Source organism: Nostoc sp. DedQUE12b, from assembly GCF_034530835.1.
Classification (GTDB): Bacteria; Cyanobacteriota; Cyanobacteriia; order Cyanobacteriales; family Nostocaceae; genus Nostoc.
On the sequence record NZ_JAVRCI010000007.1, the window covers coordinates 1 to 16,918 of the forward strand.

General features: G+C 40.4%; 17 protein-coding genes. 12 read left to right on the forward strand and 5 right to left on the reverse strand.

Going from position 1 to position 16,918, the window contains the following annotated elements:
• The first annotated feature begins 238 nt into the window (after window positions 1-238).
• Window positions 239-1,096 (forward strand): nitrate ABC transporter ATP-binding protein, encoded by an 858-nt coding sequence (locus tag RMY16_RS05420; RefSeq protein ID WP_322660099.1) that lies wholly within the window; start codon window positions 239-241, stop codon window positions 1,094-1,096.
• A 1-nt stretch (window position 1,097) separates the two neighbouring features.
• Here RMY16_RS05420 and RMY16_RS05425 read toward each other — a convergent pair whose 3' ends face one another.
• Complete coding sequence (locus tag RMY16_RS05425) at window positions 1,098-1,250, reverse strand: hypothetical protein (RefSeq protein ID WP_322735498.1); 153 nt, start codon at window positions 1,248-1,250, stop codon at window positions 1,098-1,100.
• A gap of 96 nt (window positions 1,251-1,346) precedes the next feature.
• Here RMY16_RS05425 and RMY16_RS05430 point away from each other — a divergent pair, with 96 nt between their 5' ends.
• From RMY16_RS05430 to RMY16_RS05460, 7 genes are all read left to right on the forward strand, one after another.
• On the forward strand, window positions 1,347-1,826 hold the full coding sequence (locus RMY16_RS05430; protein ID WP_322660097.1) for a YbjN domain-containing protein: 480 nt from the start codon (window positions 1,347-1,349) through the stop codon (window positions 1,824-1,826).
• Between the two features lie 207 nt (window positions 1,827-2,033).
• Entirely contained in the window at window positions 2,034-2,159 is a 126-nt protein-coding gene (locus RMY16_RS05435; protein WP_322660095.1) for a hypothetical protein, read from the forward strand.
• A gap of 451 nt (window positions 2,160-2,610) precedes the next feature.
• Window positions 2,611-2,961 carry a hypothetical protein gene (locus RMY16_RS05440; protein WP_322735499.1) on the forward strand — a complete coding sequence of 117 codons (351 nt, stop codon included), beginning with the start codon at window positions 2,611-2,613 and terminating at the stop codon, window positions 2,959-2,961.
• Window positions 2,962-3,694: 733 nt separating this feature from the next.
• Window positions 3,695-3,931 carry a hypothetical protein gene (locus tag RMY16_RS05445; protein ID WP_322660092.1) on the forward strand — a complete coding sequence of 79 codons (237 nt, stop codon included), beginning with the start codon at window positions 3,695-3,697 and terminating at the stop codon, window positions 3,929-3,931.
• Between the two features lie 359 nt (window positions 3,932-4,290).
• Window positions 4,291-4,509, forward strand: coding sequence for a hypothetical protein (locus tag RMY16_RS05450; protein WP_322735500.1), 219 nt, complete (start codon window positions 4,291-4,293; stop codon window positions 4,507-4,509).
• A gap of 159 nt (window positions 4,510-4,668) precedes the next feature.
• Window positions 4,669-8,904 carry a PAS domain S-box protein gene (locus tag RMY16_RS05455; RefSeq protein ID WP_322735501.1) on the forward strand — a complete coding sequence of 1,412 codons (4,236 nt, stop codon included), beginning with the start codon at window positions 4,669-4,671 and terminating at the stop codon, window positions 8,902-8,904.
• Window positions 8,901-9,869 carry a PleD family two-component system response regulator gene (locus RMY16_RS05460; RefSeq protein ID WP_322735502.1) on the forward strand — a complete coding sequence of 323 codons (969 nt, stop codon included), beginning with the start codon at window positions 8,901-8,903 and terminating at the stop codon, window positions 9,867-9,869. The genes RMY16_RS05455 and RMY16_RS05460 overlap by 4 nt, the downstream gene beginning before the upstream one ends.
• Before the next feature lie 153 nt (window positions 9,870-10,022).
• Here RMY16_RS05460 and RMY16_RS05465 read toward each other — a convergent pair whose 3' ends face one another.
• Complete coding sequence (locus RMY16_RS05465; RefSeq protein ID WP_322660087.1) at window positions 10,023-10,178, reverse strand: hypothetical protein; 156 nt, start codon at window positions 10,176-10,178, stop codon at window positions 10,023-10,025.
• Between the two features lie 264 nt (window positions 10,179-10,442).
• Between RMY16_RS05465 and RMY16_RS05470 the strand changes: the two genes are divergently transcribed.
• A complete protein-coding gene (locus RMY16_RS05470; RefSeq protein WP_322660085.1) occupies window positions 10,443-10,835 on the forward strand; it encodes a hypothetical protein in 393 nt (130 codons plus the stop codon).
• Between the two features lie 319 nt (window positions 10,836-11,154).
• On the opposite strand, the gene RMY16_RS05475 is transcribed toward RMY16_RS05470, so the two are convergent.
• On the reverse strand, window positions 11,155-12,291 hold the full coding sequence (locus RMY16_RS05475) for a cob(I)yrinic acid a,c-diamide adenosyltransferase (protein WP_069068662.1): 1,137 nt from the start codon (window positions 12,289-12,291) through the stop codon (window positions 11,155-11,157).
• 373 nt (window positions 12,292-12,664) lie between these two features.
• Here RMY16_RS05475 and fraC point away from each other — a divergent pair, with 373 nt between their 5' ends.
• The 3 genes from fraC to RMY16_RS05490 all read left to right on the forward strand — a co-directional run bounded on the left by fraC (window position 12,665) and on the right by RMY16_RS05490 (window position 15,188).
• Entirely contained in the window at window positions 12,665-13,204 is a 540-nt protein-coding gene (gene fraC / locus RMY16_RS05480) for a filament integrity protein FraC (protein WP_322660081.1), read from the forward strand.
• Window positions 13,205-13,264: 60 nt separating this feature from the next.
• Window positions 13,265-14,272 carry a septal junction protein FraD gene (gene fraD, locus RMY16_RS05485; protein ID WP_322735503.1) on the forward strand — a complete coding sequence of 336 codons (1,008 nt, stop codon included), beginning with the start codon at window positions 13,265-13,267 and terminating at the stop codon, window positions 14,270-14,272.
• 136 nt (window positions 14,273-14,408) lie between these two features.
• Window positions 14,409-15,188 (forward strand): ABC transporter permease, encoded by a 780-nt coding sequence (locus RMY16_RS05490; RefSeq protein WP_322735504.1) that lies wholly within the window; start codon window positions 14,409-14,411, stop codon window positions 15,186-15,188.
• A gap of 250 nt (window positions 15,189-15,438) precedes the next feature.
• Here the strand turns inward: RMY16_RS05490 and RMY16_RS05495 are convergent, their stop codons facing one another.
• Together RMY16_RS05495 and RMY16_RS05500 are read right to left on the reverse strand one after the other, a co-directional pair.
• Window positions 15,439-15,600, reverse strand: coding sequence for a hypothetical protein (locus RMY16_RS05495; RefSeq protein ID WP_322735505.1), 162 nt, complete (start codon window positions 15,598-15,600; stop codon window positions 15,439-15,441).
• A 220-nt stretch (window positions 15,601-15,820) separates the two neighbouring features.
• Window positions 15,821-16,477 carry a pentapeptide repeat-containing protein gene (locus RMY16_RS05500; protein WP_322735506.1) on the reverse strand — a complete coding sequence of 219 codons (657 nt, stop codon included), beginning with the start codon at window positions 16,475-16,477 and terminating at the stop codon, window positions 15,821-15,823.
• Window positions 16,478-16,918 lie beyond the last annotated feature (441 nt).

Sequence of the window (16,918 nt, forward strand, 5' to 3'; positions counted from 1 at the left end):
TCTCCGTCAACGAGTATTTGAACTGGATGAATCCACCTTTTATCTCCGTTAATGATCTGACTTTTTACATCATCTGAAAAAACCAGCAAAAGACCTAACCCCCTACCCCCTTCCCTTGTAGGGAAGGGGGGAAAATTCAAAGCCTCTCCCCTAGAAGGGGAGAGGTTTGGAGAGAGGTCAGAATATTCATTTTTCCATCGCGTACATTTAGCTTTTTAATCCCCAAATACCAAATACCATGCAAAACCGCAACTCAACAGCTACAACCACACTAGAAAAATCATTCGCCACTGCAACCACCAGCCGCAGACCTTTTTTAGAAATTAAAGACGTTACCAAAGTCTACCCGACAAAGAAAGGCCCCTTCACCGTACTCGACGGCGTTAATCTCAACGTCGAACAGGGGGAATTTATTTGCGTTATCGGTCACTCTGGCTGTGGCAAATCGACACTGTTAAATATGGTATCCGGTTTTAACTTTCCCACCTCCGGGGAAGTGTTGCTGGAAGGAGAACCAATCACCAAGCCAGGCCCAGATAGAATGGTTGTTTTCCAAAACTATGCCTTGCTACCTTGGCGAACTGCTTTTGAAAACATCTACTTAGCTGTCAACGCCGTTTATCCCAATAAACCACAAGCCGAAAAAAGAGCGATCGTGCGCGATCATTTAGCAATGGTGGGATTGGCTGATGCAATGGAAAAGAAACCAATGCAAATGTCTGGGGGAATGAGACAACGGGTTTCTATCGCCCGTGCTTTGGCGATTCGTCCGAAAGTCTTAATTTTAGATGAACCATTTGGGGCGCTGGATGCCATCACCAAAGAAGAATTACAAGAAGAATTGCTGAAAATTTGGGGTGATAACCGTTGTACAGTACTGATGATTACCCACGATATCGACGAGGCACTATTTTTAGCAGATAAATTGGTAATGATGACCAATGGCCCCCATGCAAAGATTGGCGAAGTTATGGAAATTCCTTTTTCTCGTCCCCGCGATCGCGCCCGCATCATGGAAGATCCACAATACTACCAACTGCGTAACTATGCCCTAGATTTCCTGTTTAACCGCTTTGCCCATGATGATGTAGGTTAAGTTAACCTTCATTGATTTTTTCCGGAATAATTCTTCCTCCCGTCACCATCCCGCATTGTGGCGGGAGGAACGTTTTGGGCTTCCAGCTAATTTTTCTGATGTAGACAAGATACTCTGGTTTTAGAGAGCGATCGCAGTTCCACACTTTAGGCATTTGAAAAGTAGACCAAAAGGAAGCTCAAACTAACTGCGTCCACAAGTTATAAAGTATGTGTAGAGCAAACAGCAAGTATGTTGAGAAAGAATCTGTATGGCAAGCTACCCAGAAACCCTAACTAATAACGAATCCGTTAATGATTTAATCGCCGAGACGGCAAGCATTAACCATGTTGAGGTAATTGAAAATGTCATCGACTCTTTAGAACAAGATGATAGCGCGATGGTTAGCCACACTCCAGAGGGTGGTTATCTCTGGAAATTTAAGTATGGAAGCGTGGAAGTATTTGTCCAACTCAACGGGACAAACGATGAAGACACAATAACAGTTTGGTCTGCGGTGCTAAATTTACCTGCGAAAAATGAACCTAAGTTGATGCGTTATCTTTTGGAGTTAAACTGCTCTAGTACTTTTGAAGCACGTTTCGGCATCATTGAAAACCGGGTGGTTGTAATATCGACACGCACCTTAGCAGAGTTATCTCCTGGCGAAGTGTCTCGGCTAATCACCGTTGTGGCAACGATCGCTGATAATAACGACGAAGCCTTACAAACTGAATTTGGTGCAACTTAAGGAATTTTAGACTTTAGATTGGGCTGTTGCTACATCCGATGCATAGCAATCCGGTTTGGGCGAATCTGCAAAGACTTTTTTCTGTGTACCAATTAAAAAACGCCTGGGAGTGTTGCCGTGTTTCCACCCCAGGCGTTTTTTATTTTTAACTTGCTCCTCACACAAATAAATAGTATCACTGCTTCAATCAAAAGGCGAGTCTAGTAAGTGACACTTTTAAAACTGCACCGTCAATTGAGTTTAAATTTATACTCCCTTGACTTGATCCTATCTGCGTTTTGGGTGCGATCGCTCCAGAAAGACGGTTTGATTGGCAGACTTGATAGCATCTAGTATATGTGTTGGGCTGTTGATTTCATTACACAGCCACTTTATTTATCCTCACAAGCCCTCAAAAGATGAGTTAGAGAGCATCTAGTACGCCACAGCGTAAATAGAGCAACCATTTAAAATCCCTAAAAAGCTTATTCGATAATACTTTTGACTTTTGACTACCGCCTTGCGGTACTAGCCTTTACAAGCCGTAACGTAACTAATTAAATAATTATTAAAGATATATACATCCTTCAATTAATGCCTGAAACTCTTTAGTAATCAATCAAACTATTAAATAAATATTAGCACTCAATGCTTGTCAGTGCTAATTTATAGCTGAGGTTTAATGCCTATGATATAGACCAAAACTGCACTTTTTGCAGATGCTTTAGTTCCTTTGCAGATATTATTTTAGAGATAGAAAAAACTAAATATTTGCTGTAAGTAATATAAAGTTGGGAGTAATGGCATGAAATACACTTTTGATATTGTAGGAATTTCTCCACTTTTACAGTTTTTTAATCAGCAACAGCAAAATGGGCAAAAACCGCCCCACCAAGGTGTGGAATACTTGGGAATGCATACATGTACGTTAGATACGTTTTTAGAATCGGTGGAATCAGTTCCAGCAAAGTGGGATTGGAATCTGGATCAAGTAGTAGATACCGTGATTAACTTTTGGTTGAATAACTCAGACAGTATTCGTTATTGGAAAGTACGTTTAAATGATGCTGGTAAGGATAATTTACTAGTCACAAGGTTGGCAGATATAAACGCCTTACAAGCTGAATTTGAATCTTTATTAGATAAGGACTGGTAAAGAAAAAGGTAAGAATTCAGCAACCAGGAGTCAGGAGTTATAATTTATCAGGAATCTAGAATTATTAGTATATTTATTTATCAAATGCTCTGCTGATTCTTTAACTATTCTAAATCCTGATTTATGACTTCTGAATTATTACTAAAAAATAGTTCAGGAGGTGAGCAATTCCTACTCCACCTCCACTCAAAATCAATAATTTACTCTAAAGTAGTCAAAAGCTCAAGGAAAATTCAATTTTGAATATTTAAATAATCTATGAAAACTTAATTTAATTATTCTCAACTAACTATAAAAAATGTTAATGCCCGCAATCTAGGTTTACCAATCAGACTAGAGAAAAATTAAGAGCGTGTACGTACTGATTATTTCTACGTACATTACTATTTATTTTCTCTTCAGGTTTTAATAGTCTGTTTTCAGACATTAATGTTTCTTTTACCACTGATGCGGACTTTACTTATGTCTATGCATACAAATCATGCAAACCCAATAATTGCTAAACTTTCTGCTTGAACATTGTTGTGTCCTGGAAACAATTGCAAGTTAAGGTTTTGAGGTTCATTGCCACCTGAAAATTCCAACTTAGTTGGTCTTAAATATAGCGCTCAGTGTTGACAATTTATTAATAATCGAATAACAAGGTGGCAGCAGCATTAAAAAAAGCGTTAGTGCATTCCTACTTAGAAACTAATTAACGCCCTTCATTAAACTTCATACGGTTAACATAATTATGCCAGAAAATACGGATAACAAAACTTCTCAATCAGACAATCAGACTATTGCGTATAAAGAACGCCTCAATTCTTGGGCGATCGCTCGTCAACTTCCTAATACGCAACGGGAGATTGTTGCTCGCTTCCGCAGCCGTTCTGATGCCGATGGCTATATGCGACACCTTCCTCAAGAAATACCAGATGCTTCCTACATGGTAGTTTTTGATTGTCAACGTCAAGAAGCTGCAATTTAAAGTACAAGCATAGGCATTAGCTCTTGTTTTTAATCCAATACGCTTGGGTTAAGGGTTATTGGTCTTTCAAGACGCGATAAATCGCGTCTCTACAATCTGGGTTTTGTTGCTCATTCTGGACTGTATTGGTTTTTAATTTCCATTACCTTTTCTTGCGATCGCAGGCGTAGTCTACTTAAAATTTGCGCGAATCACTATATTTAATTTGCTCTCCAGCCAGAGGCTTAGATCCCCAACTTCCTTTAAGAAGTCGGGGATCTTTTGGTTTGTAGTACCTTCTATCATCTCAATTAATCAGACAAGTTATAGCTAAGTGCTGAGTGCTGAGTGCTGAGTAAAAATCCAGTTTTTTCAAGACTTTGAGCAATCAACACTGTCCTAATCTGTGTGACTACGGCTATACTTTGAGCAACTTGTTAAAGGTAAGCAAACTTCCGCCACAGTCTACTAATACAGATGCAGTTCTCATACTAATTCTCGGTGAAGCTGCACATATTTTGATCCCTCCCAACCTGCGCCGCAAACGGTGGGTTCTTTCTATGCGTCTTCATAAAGAGTTGGTATCAAAAGAAGTGTAGTTATAATCAGAAATGATTAAATTTTTCTGGCAATACATAAACATATTAATATATTTACTAAAAATAAATTCCGTAATTGCCCTCTTGCTACTGATATTTTAGATTACTTAAAAGTAAAAGTTAGTGCAATAAGCCTTGAAACTACTAGAGAGTTAATAAGTGGTAAAACAGCACCGATATAACTGGTTCAAAGCTGTGATATTTTTCCGTCAACGAGAATTACTCGCCCTGTTGCTGGGGATTTTCTTCTCAATCTCTGTATTCCTACTCTGGCAGAGACTTTTAACCCGAAATCCGGGGTTATTAACACAACTAGAATTGATAGCAGGGTTATTAGTTGTTGTCACGCTGACATTATCAATCTATTTTGCCTTGGCAATGAATGCAAGAAATCAACAAATAACAGCAATCAATCAGGAGTTAACTCACAGGATTTTTGAACAGAAACAGATAGAAATTGCCCTGATCGCCAGTGAAAATCGCTTGCGACAGCTACTGGAAACTGTCAAAGTCATCCCTTGGGAATTGGACTTGAAAACTTGGCGATTTATTTACGTCGGGCCGCAAGCGGTAGATTTGCTAAATTATCCGCTCGCAGAGTGGTACGAGGAAAATTTTTGGGTTAATCATCTGCATCCAGATGACAAGGAAAATTCGGTTCGTTTTTGTCAAGAAGCAACTGCTAGGTGCGAGAATCACGAATTTGAATACCGGATGTTAGCTGCTGATGGGCGAGTTGTTTGGCTGCGAGACATTGTTAGTGTCGTTGAGGAAGCCGGAACTGCGATCGGGCTGAGGGGGTTTATGTTTGACATTACTGATTTGAAGCTGGTTGAAGAAACCTTGAGACTGAGGGAAAGGGCACTTGCCGCTACCAGTAATGGAATTATTATTGCCGATGCCAAACTCGCCTACAATCCAATTATTTACGTCAACCCTGCCTTTGAGCAAATAACAGGCTACAGTGCTACTGATGTAATTGGGCAAAACTGTCGATTTTTGCAACGCACAGATACCCAGCAACCAGCACTTAATGAATTGCGTTCATCTATTCAAAGTGGAAGAAGTTGCAAAGTTGTTCTCCGCAACTATCGCAAAGATGGTACTTTGTTTTGGAACGAATTGAGTATTTCTCCTATTCATGATGACAATGGTGAGTTAAGCCACTTCATTGGTATTCAGAGAGATATTAGCAATGTCTACAACGAGCTTTGCTTACGCAAGCAAGCCGAAGCCAATCTGCGTCGGCAAGCCCTCACCTTTGAAAATATGCATGATGGCGTAATTATCACAGATTTAACCGGAAGTATTATTGACTGGAATCCTGCTGCTGAAAGTATGTTTGGCTATACCAAAGCCGAGGTTTTGGCTAAACATCCCAGTATTTTGCATCAGCCGGAAGTAGCCGCAACATTAAGCGCTAACATTTTGTCAACAGTCAATCAGCAAGGACGCTGGTCAGGGGAAATACACTTTATTCGCAAAGATGGTAGCAAGGGAATTTGCGAAACAACTGTAGTTGCTCTACAGGATGAACAAGGGGAAACTGTTACGACTGTCGGCATTAATCACGACATTACCGAAAATAAACGAGCTAAAGAAGCACTGCAACGGCAATTGCATCGCACCCTACTACTTGAACAAATTACTCAGGAAATTCGTCAAAGTCTTGACACCAGCGAAATTTTTAAGACGGCTGCTACCCAAATGGGACAAGCATTTGGAGCCGATCGCTGCCTGATTCACTCTTACATTAGTAACCCCACACCACAAATTCCCCTAGTAGCACAATATAATACACTCCCTGGTTACTGCTCTGTATTGAAATTGGAAGTTCCCATGACTAACAATCCTCATGCCGAGCAGATGATGGCCCAAGAAAGTGCGATCGCTTCTCCAAATGTCTACGTTGAGCCTTTACTGCAAATGGTTCAGCCTATCTGCCAAGAAATTGGGCTGAAGTCTATGCTGTCAATCCGCACTTCCTATCAAGGAGAACCCAATGGAGCGATCGGCTTACATCAGTGCAGCTATTTTCGCCAATGGACACAAGATGAAATCGAATTACTAGAAGCTGTGGCGGCTCAACTAGGTATTGCTCTAGCACAAGCTCACTTACTAGAACAAGAAACGCGCCAACGTGAAGAACTTACCTTGAAAAACTTTGCTTTGGAGCAGGCAAAACGTCAAGCAGAAGCCGCAAATCGGGCAAAAAGTGAGTTTTTGGCGATGATGAGCCATGAAATTCGGACTCCAATGAATGCTGTTATTGCCATGACAGGTTTACTGTTGGATACCGATCTCACACCTCAACAGCAAGACTTTGTGGAAATAGTTCACAGTAGCGGAGATACTTTACTCACCATCATCAACGATATTCTAGATTTCTCCAAAATTGAGTCGGGCAAACTGGAATTAGAAGAACAGCCTTTTGATTTGAGAGTTTGTGTGGAGGAGGCTATTTCCTTTTTAGCGCCGAAAGCTGCCCAAAAGGATATCGAACTAGTTTATCTGATCAAGCCCCAAGTTCCCATTCAGATCGTCGGTGATTTGACTCGTCTGCGGCAAGTCTTGATGAATTTGCTCAACAATGCTATTAAGTTTACGGAAACCGGAGAAGTATTACTCTCTGTTGAACTGGGGATTGGAGATCGGGAACTGGGCATAAGATGCAGAGGGACAGAGGGGCAGAGGGGAAAAACTTACTGCAACTTTTCCTCTGCTCCCCTGCTCCCCTGCTCCCCAGTCCCCAATCCCCAGCCCCCGATACTTGTTGAAAAAGAGCAACTTCTCTACGAAATTCAATTTGCAATCAAAGATACAGGTATTGGCATCGCACCAGAGAAAATAGAGCGATTATTTCAACCCTTCACTCAGGCTGATGTCTCCATGACTCGACGATATGGTGGCACAGGGCTGGGATTGGCGATTAGTAAGCGGCTCAGTAAGATGATGGGCGGCACTCTTTGGGTGGAAAGCCAGGGGTTTGTTGGTGGCAATCCTAGCCCTAGATGGGATAAAGGAAAATTATTATCATCTCCTGACTCTTCACCAGGTTCAACATTTTACTTCACCATTCTTACCAAAGTCGCTGCTCAATCAGAACAAGCTGAATTAAGCATTTCGCCGCTGCTTGCATCCAAGCGACTATTAATTGTGGATGACAATCTAACCAATCGCCAAATTCTTAGCTTGCAAGCTGAGTCTTGGCAGATGGAAACTTATGCTGCCAAATCTGGAAAAGAAGCTTTAGTTAAACTTGCTCAGGGAACGCAGTTCGATATTGCTATTTTAGATATGCAAATGCCAGAAATGGATGGCATAACCCTAGCTCGTCAAATCCGCAAGCAATCTGGTTGTCAAAATCTGCCTTTAGTGATTATGACTTCTTTAGCGAAAATAGAAACTCCTTCTGACTTTAATGATGTCAAGTTTGCTGCTTTTTTGAATAAACCTATCAAACACTCTCAACTCTACGATATTATTACTCGTGTTTTGGGAAATCAGCCGAGGATCGGCAGTATTTCTCATTTTCCCTTGGTAGATCGGCATTTGGGCCATCGACTGCCACTGCGAATTCTTCTGGCAGAGGATACGGTTGTTAATCAGAAAGTTGCTCTATTAATGCTACAGAAAATAGGTTATGGCGCAGATGTCGTCAGCAATGGGCTAGAAGCGATCGCAGTTCTGCAAAAACAGCGATTTGACGTAGTGTTGATGGATGTTCACATGCCCAAAATGGATGGTTTAGAAGCAACTCGGAGAATCTGTCAAGAATGGGGGGTGGGTTTTCGTCCCCATATCATCGCCATAACTGCCAATGCCATGCAGGGCGATCGCCAACTTTGTCTTGCCGCTGGTATGGATGACTACATTAGCAAACCCATTCAGCTGGAAGAGTTAGCTCAGGCACTCAGCAAATGTGCACCCCAAAGAAATTTTGAATTCACTTCCATCGAACAACCAGGGGAAGTCATGCGCGTACAATTGCAACCTTCGGCAAATCTCTTACAGTCATGGCAAAACCAGATATTAAAAAGCGCCAAAATTGATGCCAAAATCCTCGAATCCTTGCAGCTTATGCTCAGAGGAGATCGTGTGGCATTTGCTGAACTCATTGAGTGTTATCTTACAGAGACAGATAGACTAGTGCAACAGATCAGCACAGCGATCGCAACTCAGGATATCCAGACTATATGGAAGACAGCACACAAACTCAAATCCAGCAGTGCTTCTATTGGAGCGATCGCCTTAGCACAGCTTTGCAAGGTGTTAGAAGCACAGGCACGCAGCAGTAACTTAGAAAACAATTTAGAATTACTTTTACTACTGGATCAGGAATATGAACAAGTTAAAACTGCCTTAGAAAAAGAACTTACGAAGGAAGCACCATGAAAGCCACTGCTGAAGAAAGCCAATCTTTAGTTTTAATTGTTGATGATGAACCTTTTATTCGCCTGATACTGCGGCATTTCTTAGAACGGGAAGGCTATCAAATAGCGGAAGCTCAAAATGGCATAGAAGCAATAAAAGTTTTTAACCAACTGCACCCTCATATAGTACTCCTTGATGCCATAATGCCGGATATGGATGGATTCGAGTGTTGCACTCAGTTGGAGCTACTGGATTGTAATAAGCACACTCCGATTTTAATGATTACAGGACTTGAAGATCAAGAGTCAGTTGACCGTGCATTTGCAGTGGGAGCAATGGATTTTGTGACCAAACCGATTCATTGGCCAGTTTTGCGACAACGGGTAAAACGCTTGATTCAGCAATCTCAGTTACAGCAAAAACTGGAAACCTTAAATCTGGAATTGCAGCGATTAGTAACTATCGATGGATTAACTCAAGTAGCCAATCGCCGACGGTTTGAAGAGTATTTTTACCAAGAGTGGCAGCGTTTAAAACGCGAGCAACGTCCGCTTTCCCTGATTCTTTGCGATGTTGATTTTTTCAAATTATATAATGATACCTATGGTCATCGGGTAGGCGATCGCTGTCTTCAGAAAATTGCCCAAGCTATCAAAGATATTATTAAACGTCCCGGAGATTTAGTTGCCCGTTATGGTGGGGAAGAATTTGCTGTGATTTTACCGAACACAAACACCGAGGGGGCGATTCATGTTGCCAAAAAAATTTGTCATACTGTGCGAACCCTAGCAATTCCTCATCAAAATTCCCAAGTTAGTTCTCATGTAACTATTAGTGTTGGGTTTACAACAGAAATTCCTCAGCCAGATTCTGACTTAGAAGAAATGATTGCCGCAGCGGATCGAGCGTTGTATCAAGCAAAGGCAGCAGGACGCGATCGCTTTGTGCAAAATATTCTACAACCCGAAAGTACAAATTTCCGCTAGTACCGCGCCGCCAGGCGGAAGTCAAAAGTCAAAAGTCAAAAGTCAAAATGAATTCAGCGTCAGCGTTTTATTGATTTAGAATAGGTGCTTTATTTCCGCTCAACGCCTTACTTTATAGGACTCATAAGGGAAAGCCGGAGATATTAATATTAATTATGGTTCTACAATACTTGATAACCAAGGATTTATTGCAGCAGTAACCAACTCTGGTGATAGTGGAAATATAAATTTAACTGCTAGCGATCGCTTACTATTGCGTAACGGTAGCGGAATTTCAACCACCGTAGGTACAGCCCAATCAGGTGGCAATTTTAAAGCTATGGTATTAATTTATTGACATGGCTAACAGCTGCAAGGTTATACCAATTCAAAAAATGCTTACGACAAATAACCCCGCTCGGACTGACCTTTTTTATTCTCTAGCGAGAGTTATTAAAAAGTATTGGTACTGAGTTTAATTCATCAAGATTCGTTGCAGTGAGCAGGCTTAGTCTATCGCTGACTTACGAGTTGATCTATGTTGAAGTTGTAAGAAAACTAAATTAAATAAAAAATTTTCTTGGGAGAAATCTGATGAATTTCAACTTGAAAAAAAGTGCTGCGCTCACAGTCTGTCTGAGTACACTGTGTTGGGCTAGTGCTGCCCGTGCAGATGGTTGGCCAGTGAGCGTGGCAGGAACTTGGTCTGTATCAGCAAATCAGTCTCAGGGTACATTGGTAATCAATCAGCCGAGCAGCACTCTAAATTGCCGACCCATCAGCGGTACTATCTTTACAACAGATACAATTCAAGGTTTCTATTGTCCTTTTAGTGGCAACATTGGGTTTTCACGTATCAGTAACGGCACGACAATTCAATACTATGAAGGAAACCTTTCACAAAATGCAACAGTATTGAGAATAGGCGGGTCATTTTCGTCTATTTTAGGCAGTTTTGGAAATTACAACTTCTCAGCTGTTAAATAATAGACATCTCTAAAAATTAGATATCAGCCCAAGCTGTACAAGGGCTGCAAATTATTTTACCAGATATCTAATAGGTTCGCCTATTAGATATCTGGTAAAAAGTCAAAGGATAAAAATAAAAAGCAAAAAGATAATCCCCAGAAATAAATTTAGGGGATTTAATCAGGATGCTTTGTTTTTTGCACTGCATGTGTTGAAACAAATCTTTTTCAATATTTCATAAATAAATTTAGTTGCTCTCAAACCCTTCTTTTTCTTTTAACTTCTAACTTTTGCCTTGTTTGGTGAGACTAAATTCATAACTCTTAATCAGCAACGCCTAAAAATCTACCCCTCTTTTAAGTTCTACACCTTGATTAGCATAATGTTTGTGACAATAAACCTCTGAGTGGACACTGGCCAAGTCAAAATACGCGGGTGGATTTTGGCAACGACCAGTGATAATAATTTCGGTGTCGCGGGGTTTGCGGAGTAAAGCTTGGACAATGGGTTCAACGGGGAGTAGTTCTAAGTCAACGGTGGGATTGAGTTCATCGAGAATAATAGTTTTATACAATCCAGAGGCGATCGCAACTTTTGCAATTTCCCAACCTCGTTCGGCTTCTACATAATCTAATTCCTGTCGGGAATTTCGCCAGACGATCGCATCTCCACCGCAACGCTGATGATCCACCACTTCTGGATATGACTGCTGCAAAGCAGCGATCGCGGCGTCTTCTGTGTAGCCGCTACCACCTTTAAGCCACTGCATAATCAATACACGGGTAGACCCTGGATGATTAATTCCTCTACCAATTGCCTGTAAGGCTTTGCCCAAAGCACTAGTAGACTTGCCTTTTCCAGCACCAGTATAAATCTCAATCCCTTCCAGGAAGAGGGCTTTGGCTGTTGGGTGGTGATGAGGTTTCATTTCTGAGTGCAAATCTGCAATATCGAGCAACTTTTGGGGTGCGGCGCGTCCGGTAGCGATGATTTCCAACTCTTGGGGTTTGGATTTTAATGTCTTTACCACTTCATCCACTGGTAGCAAACCCAAATCCAGAACTGGGTTAATTTCATCTAAGACAACAACTGAATATAAACCACTAGCGATCGCACCTTTGGCCACATCCCAACCCCGCATTGCTTCGTCTCGGTCAAAGGTGGTAATTTCCTCCGGGCCAAAAAATTCGGCTCTCCCGGTGCGAACCTGGTCAATTAAATGGGGAAACCCGCGTTGTAAAGCTGCGATCGCGCCATCTTCGTCATAATCACGTTCTGGCCCTTTTAAAAATCGCAGCAGTAAAACACGATTAGAATTGCTAGGCGTATTTATTCCCAAGCCAATGGAGCGCAAAACCACCCCCAAAGCCGCTTGAGATTTACCTTTACCCAGACCATCGTAGACGTGAATTTGACCAATAAGCCGTTCTTGACGCACTTGCGCCGTCCGAATCCCAATACCGTTCCTTGTCATCTCTCGAAAAGCTATAACTATGGCAGTCTTTAATCTTACCTAACCTCTTGTACTCTCAGATAGAGAAACTCCCCCTCTAACACGTCTGTACAAGGGTCAGTTCGATCTATTAACAATATCAATAGACCGGAAAGCAAAAGTAACTTTTGCTTTCCGGTTGGGGAAAGGTTAAAGGTTAAAGGGGAAGGAATAATTCCATATCTTTACCCTTTACCCTTTACCCCTTCCCCTTTCCCCCACTTCTGGAAGAAGTCTAATAGAGGAATACTGGCACACTCGCATAGTAAAGGACAAGAACAATGGGATAATTTCCCCCATCACCCTTACTATCCCAGTTATACTCACTACAGTTAACCCTTACCCATAACCATTTATGCCTGACAATTGGATGCTTCCCAGGATTTTTCCCATTGGTGGATTTCTGTTTGACTTTTTATTTGTACTGATTGCCATCCCCATCGAAGCTTATGTTTTGCATTCTCGACTAAAATTTGACAAAAAAACCAGTACTTTTTATGCAATTTCTATCAATCTGTTTTCCAGTGTAATTGGTTGGTTCATATTTTTTGTCTCAGAACCAATGTTGCCAATACAGGTGAAATCAGAATTAATTAACTATATGTTTTTTAATAATTTTAAATCGCCGAACACACAACCTTTAATTATTTTAACTGCTTGTATAATTTTTTTTACTACCTTTTTGATGAAATTTTTCATTTTAAAGGCTTTACTAGTCTCATTAAATGAATCATTTGCGAAAAGAGAAGAGGAACCTAAAACATCTCAGCGCTTGCAACGGCGTCGTTTTACCACCCTTAATTTCCAAAATACTAATTTAGTTACAACTATACTAATAGCAAATTCTCTAAGCTATACTGCAATAACTATTATTTTATTATTTCGTTCAAAATAGCAAGAAAGTACTTGTTAAATTTAGAGGAAAAATATTGAGCAATCGGGTATACGGAGGAATATGAATACGCTACTAAAAGATGTATTTGGGGTTTTTAAATTTGCTGAAGGGCTTTATGCAGGAATTAGAAAAATATTAGTTCCACCCAAAGCTTATTCTTGGCAGACATTTATTTATTTGAGTATTTTTTCTTGGGTACTTTCATATTGTGCCACAGGTTATATCAAAGATGTAATTGCCTTTTTCGGTTGGTTATTTTTAATTGCCGGCACAGCTTGGTATACAACTGAAGATCCTTTGAGGGTTCCTGGTACTTTTATGCCAGTCGGGGCAGTAATCACTGGATTCTTAGTGAGTGTTTTTGCGTTTGGAGATCAACAAGATGTAATTACACCAAGAACAATCGTTTTTTGGCCGACAATTTCAGCACTAATTACAGCAATACCAGAGTTTATTGAAGGAAATGACACCGATGCAAAAGCTCGTATTCCTAAGCCAGAAGATCGCCAAAGAATCATAATTTTAGTTGCTAGTAGTATGCTTCTAAGTTGCTGGATTCAGTTTCACTTTGTGACAGATAATTGGTTACGGCAATATCCCAGTTTGCAAGCAGATACTTTTAAACATAGTACCTTTATTGTCAGAACAGAACAGGCAGTAAAAGTTCCCCGAAACGGCGTTGTAATTCTCCAGAAACTTCAACCAATAGTAGTAGATCAAATAGCTGAAAGACCTTGGTCAGAAGTAGAGAAATGGTTGCTAGATGCAAAAGAGCGGGTAGTAAATCTGGGTAGGGGAATCATTAAAAAGAACCTGAGTAAATATGAAGAGAAGGAATTATGGCGCGTTGAACCGCGTGTAGCTAATACTAAGTCTGGATATATATTAGATTTATTAAGTATTTGGATAGGCCCAAGTTCTAACCCACGGGGCTATTACTTAAAAAAATCTTGTCGCATTGAACCAGTTGCAGCACCTACTAATTCAGAGAATAAGATTACAGTTGCAGAAATTGAATGCGATCGCGCCAGTAAATTAATTCCTGGTTTACCGCCTCCACAGCAGTGAGGAGTGGGGAAAGGGGCAGAGGGGCAGGGGAGCAGGGGGGCAGAGGGGCAAGGGGGAATTATTGAACAGCTCTCTTCTTTGCTGTCTCCTTCCAATGACAAATGACAAATGACAAATGACAAATGACAAATGACAAATGACTATTAACAGAATTTTTGTATTGGCAAAGAATGTGTTTCAGGAAGTGGTACGCGATCGCATCCTCTATATTATTGGTTTTTATGCGCTAGTACTCGCCACTGCCTTCCGCGTCCTTCCTGAATTTGCAGCTACGGCTGAAGATAAAATGTTTTTAGACTTTGGGATGGCAGCGATGAATGCCATCGGGTTAATTATTACGATATTTATTGGTACGGGACTAATTAATAAAGAAATTGAAAAACGCACTATCTTAGTATTAATTGCTAAACCCGTTAGTCGCAGCGAAATTATCGTCGGCAAATATTTAGGTTTATCCGCAGTCCTAGCTGTGCTTGTGGCCACAATGACAGTAATTTATCTGCTATTTCTGCAAATTGGTAGTATTCCTCATCCTACGGCAAGCATTCTAATTGCTGCAATTTTCTTATTTTTGCAGTTGTCATTAATTACTGCCGTGGCTATTACCTTTGGTGTTTTTACTGCTTCTCTGCTAGCGACTGTTTTAACCTTTGCGGTATATTTAATCGGAAATATTACTCAAGATTTAGTACAACTTGGTCGTCTTAGCCGTAACCCTGGTATGGAACGTCTAACTCAAGCTTTGTTTCTTTTCTTGCCAGATTTATCTCGATTAGATTTGAAAAATGATGCCGTATATGGTCTGCAAGCACTACCTGACACCACTGCACTGATTATGAATGCTGGTTATGGCTTACTTTATAGTGCCATGTTGTTAGCGATCGCTATTTTGATCTTTTCACAACGCGAATTTTAGACATTGGGCATTGGGCACAAGAGGCAGAGGGGCAGAGGGGAAAGACTTAGTGCAACACCCAACAAATTTGGGCTTTATAGCAGGAGGCAGAAGACAGGAGGTAAAAACCTTGCTATTCCTGAGATTCACGCTTGTCATTATATTTTAATCTACCTGGCAACTGCTATATCTTCTTAAGTTGACACCAATGGGCAGTGCCGTCCCCCGACACCCCTTGGTATAATGCTGTACTACATCAGAATGGGAATGGCTATATTTTCATTACAGTTTGAGCATTCCTAACTACAGAAGAAGCTGTGTTAATTACAGTTTGAGCATTCCTAACTACAGAAGAAGCTGTGTTAATTACAGTTTGAGCATTCCTAACTACAGAAGAAGCTGTGTTAATTACAGCTTGAGCATTGATAATCACAGAAGAAGTCGTATTAATTACAGCTTAAGGATTAATTATCATATAAGGAATATTTATAACTAAGGCTTAAGCTGTATTAACTCAGGTTTCAAGTCAATACTTCTCGCTTTATGTTTACTTATTCTGACTTTTAAATTCTGAATTATGCTGCATTACGTTTCCATGTAGAGTATAGAAACGAAATTACAAGATTATCTCACTTTGGCAGAGCTATTTCTAGCTAATAAATAACTATCTGAGGTTGCTCAATTGTACCATCAGGCATGATAGTATCTCGTAACTTCGCATAAATCAAATTTGTCTTCCAAAGGTTTGCATTGCTCAAGTTTGCTTTAGTTAAATTTGCCCATGTCAAGTCTGCACTAGTTAAGTTAGCCTCAGTCAAATTAGCTTCTAGTAATTTTGCTCCACATAGCTTGGCTCGTGTGAGATTTGCAAAACTTAAGTTAGCTTCAATCAGCGATGCTTCAATTAATTTGGCTTCACTTAAGTCTGCTTCTCTCAAATCTACATCACATAAAGAAGCACCCCAAAGATTACTACCTATGAATTTCACTCGCCATAAGAAAGTTCCGCACAAATTTGCTCTTGTTAAATCAGCATTAGTCAAATTGGCTTCACATAAAGATGCTTCATACAAATTAGCTTCGCGTAAGCTAGCTTGCATGAAATTTGCGCCACTTAAATTAGCACGAGTCAGAACACAGCCAGACAAATTTGCATCACGCAAATCAGCTCCAATTAAATTAATACCACTTAAATCAATTCCTTTCAGGTCGATTCCTCTCAAGTCACATCCACTGAAATCCCGACGCTGAAAATATTTATTTGTAATTTGACTTAAAATAAATTCCTGTTGTTGAGGATAATTGTTCATGGTATTCACCTCTGGGTGTAATTGATCTCAAAGGTTGAGTGTGTTAGTTACCGCAATACTTCTCGGTTAGGCATTTTTAATTCGGAATCGGGTTTTGGTAAAGGTTACTGGGTTTGGGTTAAAGGTTTTTTCTTTTCCCTTTCTTTTTACCCCTTAACCGAGAAGTATTGGTAGTTACCGTATATTGAGAGTACACCGCAAACGGAGATTAGCTCAGTAAATAATCAAAAATAAATTAAAAGAAAATCGGCAATCACTTGAAAATGCGTTTTTTCAGTGGTTTTTAAAACAAAAAATGCTGACATAAGTCAGGAAAGATTCATATAACAAGAGTCATTTGTACTTGGTCATTGGTACTAATGACAATGACTTCGATTTCACTAGGGCTTTTTATGAAAAGCCAGGGGAAAGAATTAGTTAATAGTTGGTAGCGCCAGCCAG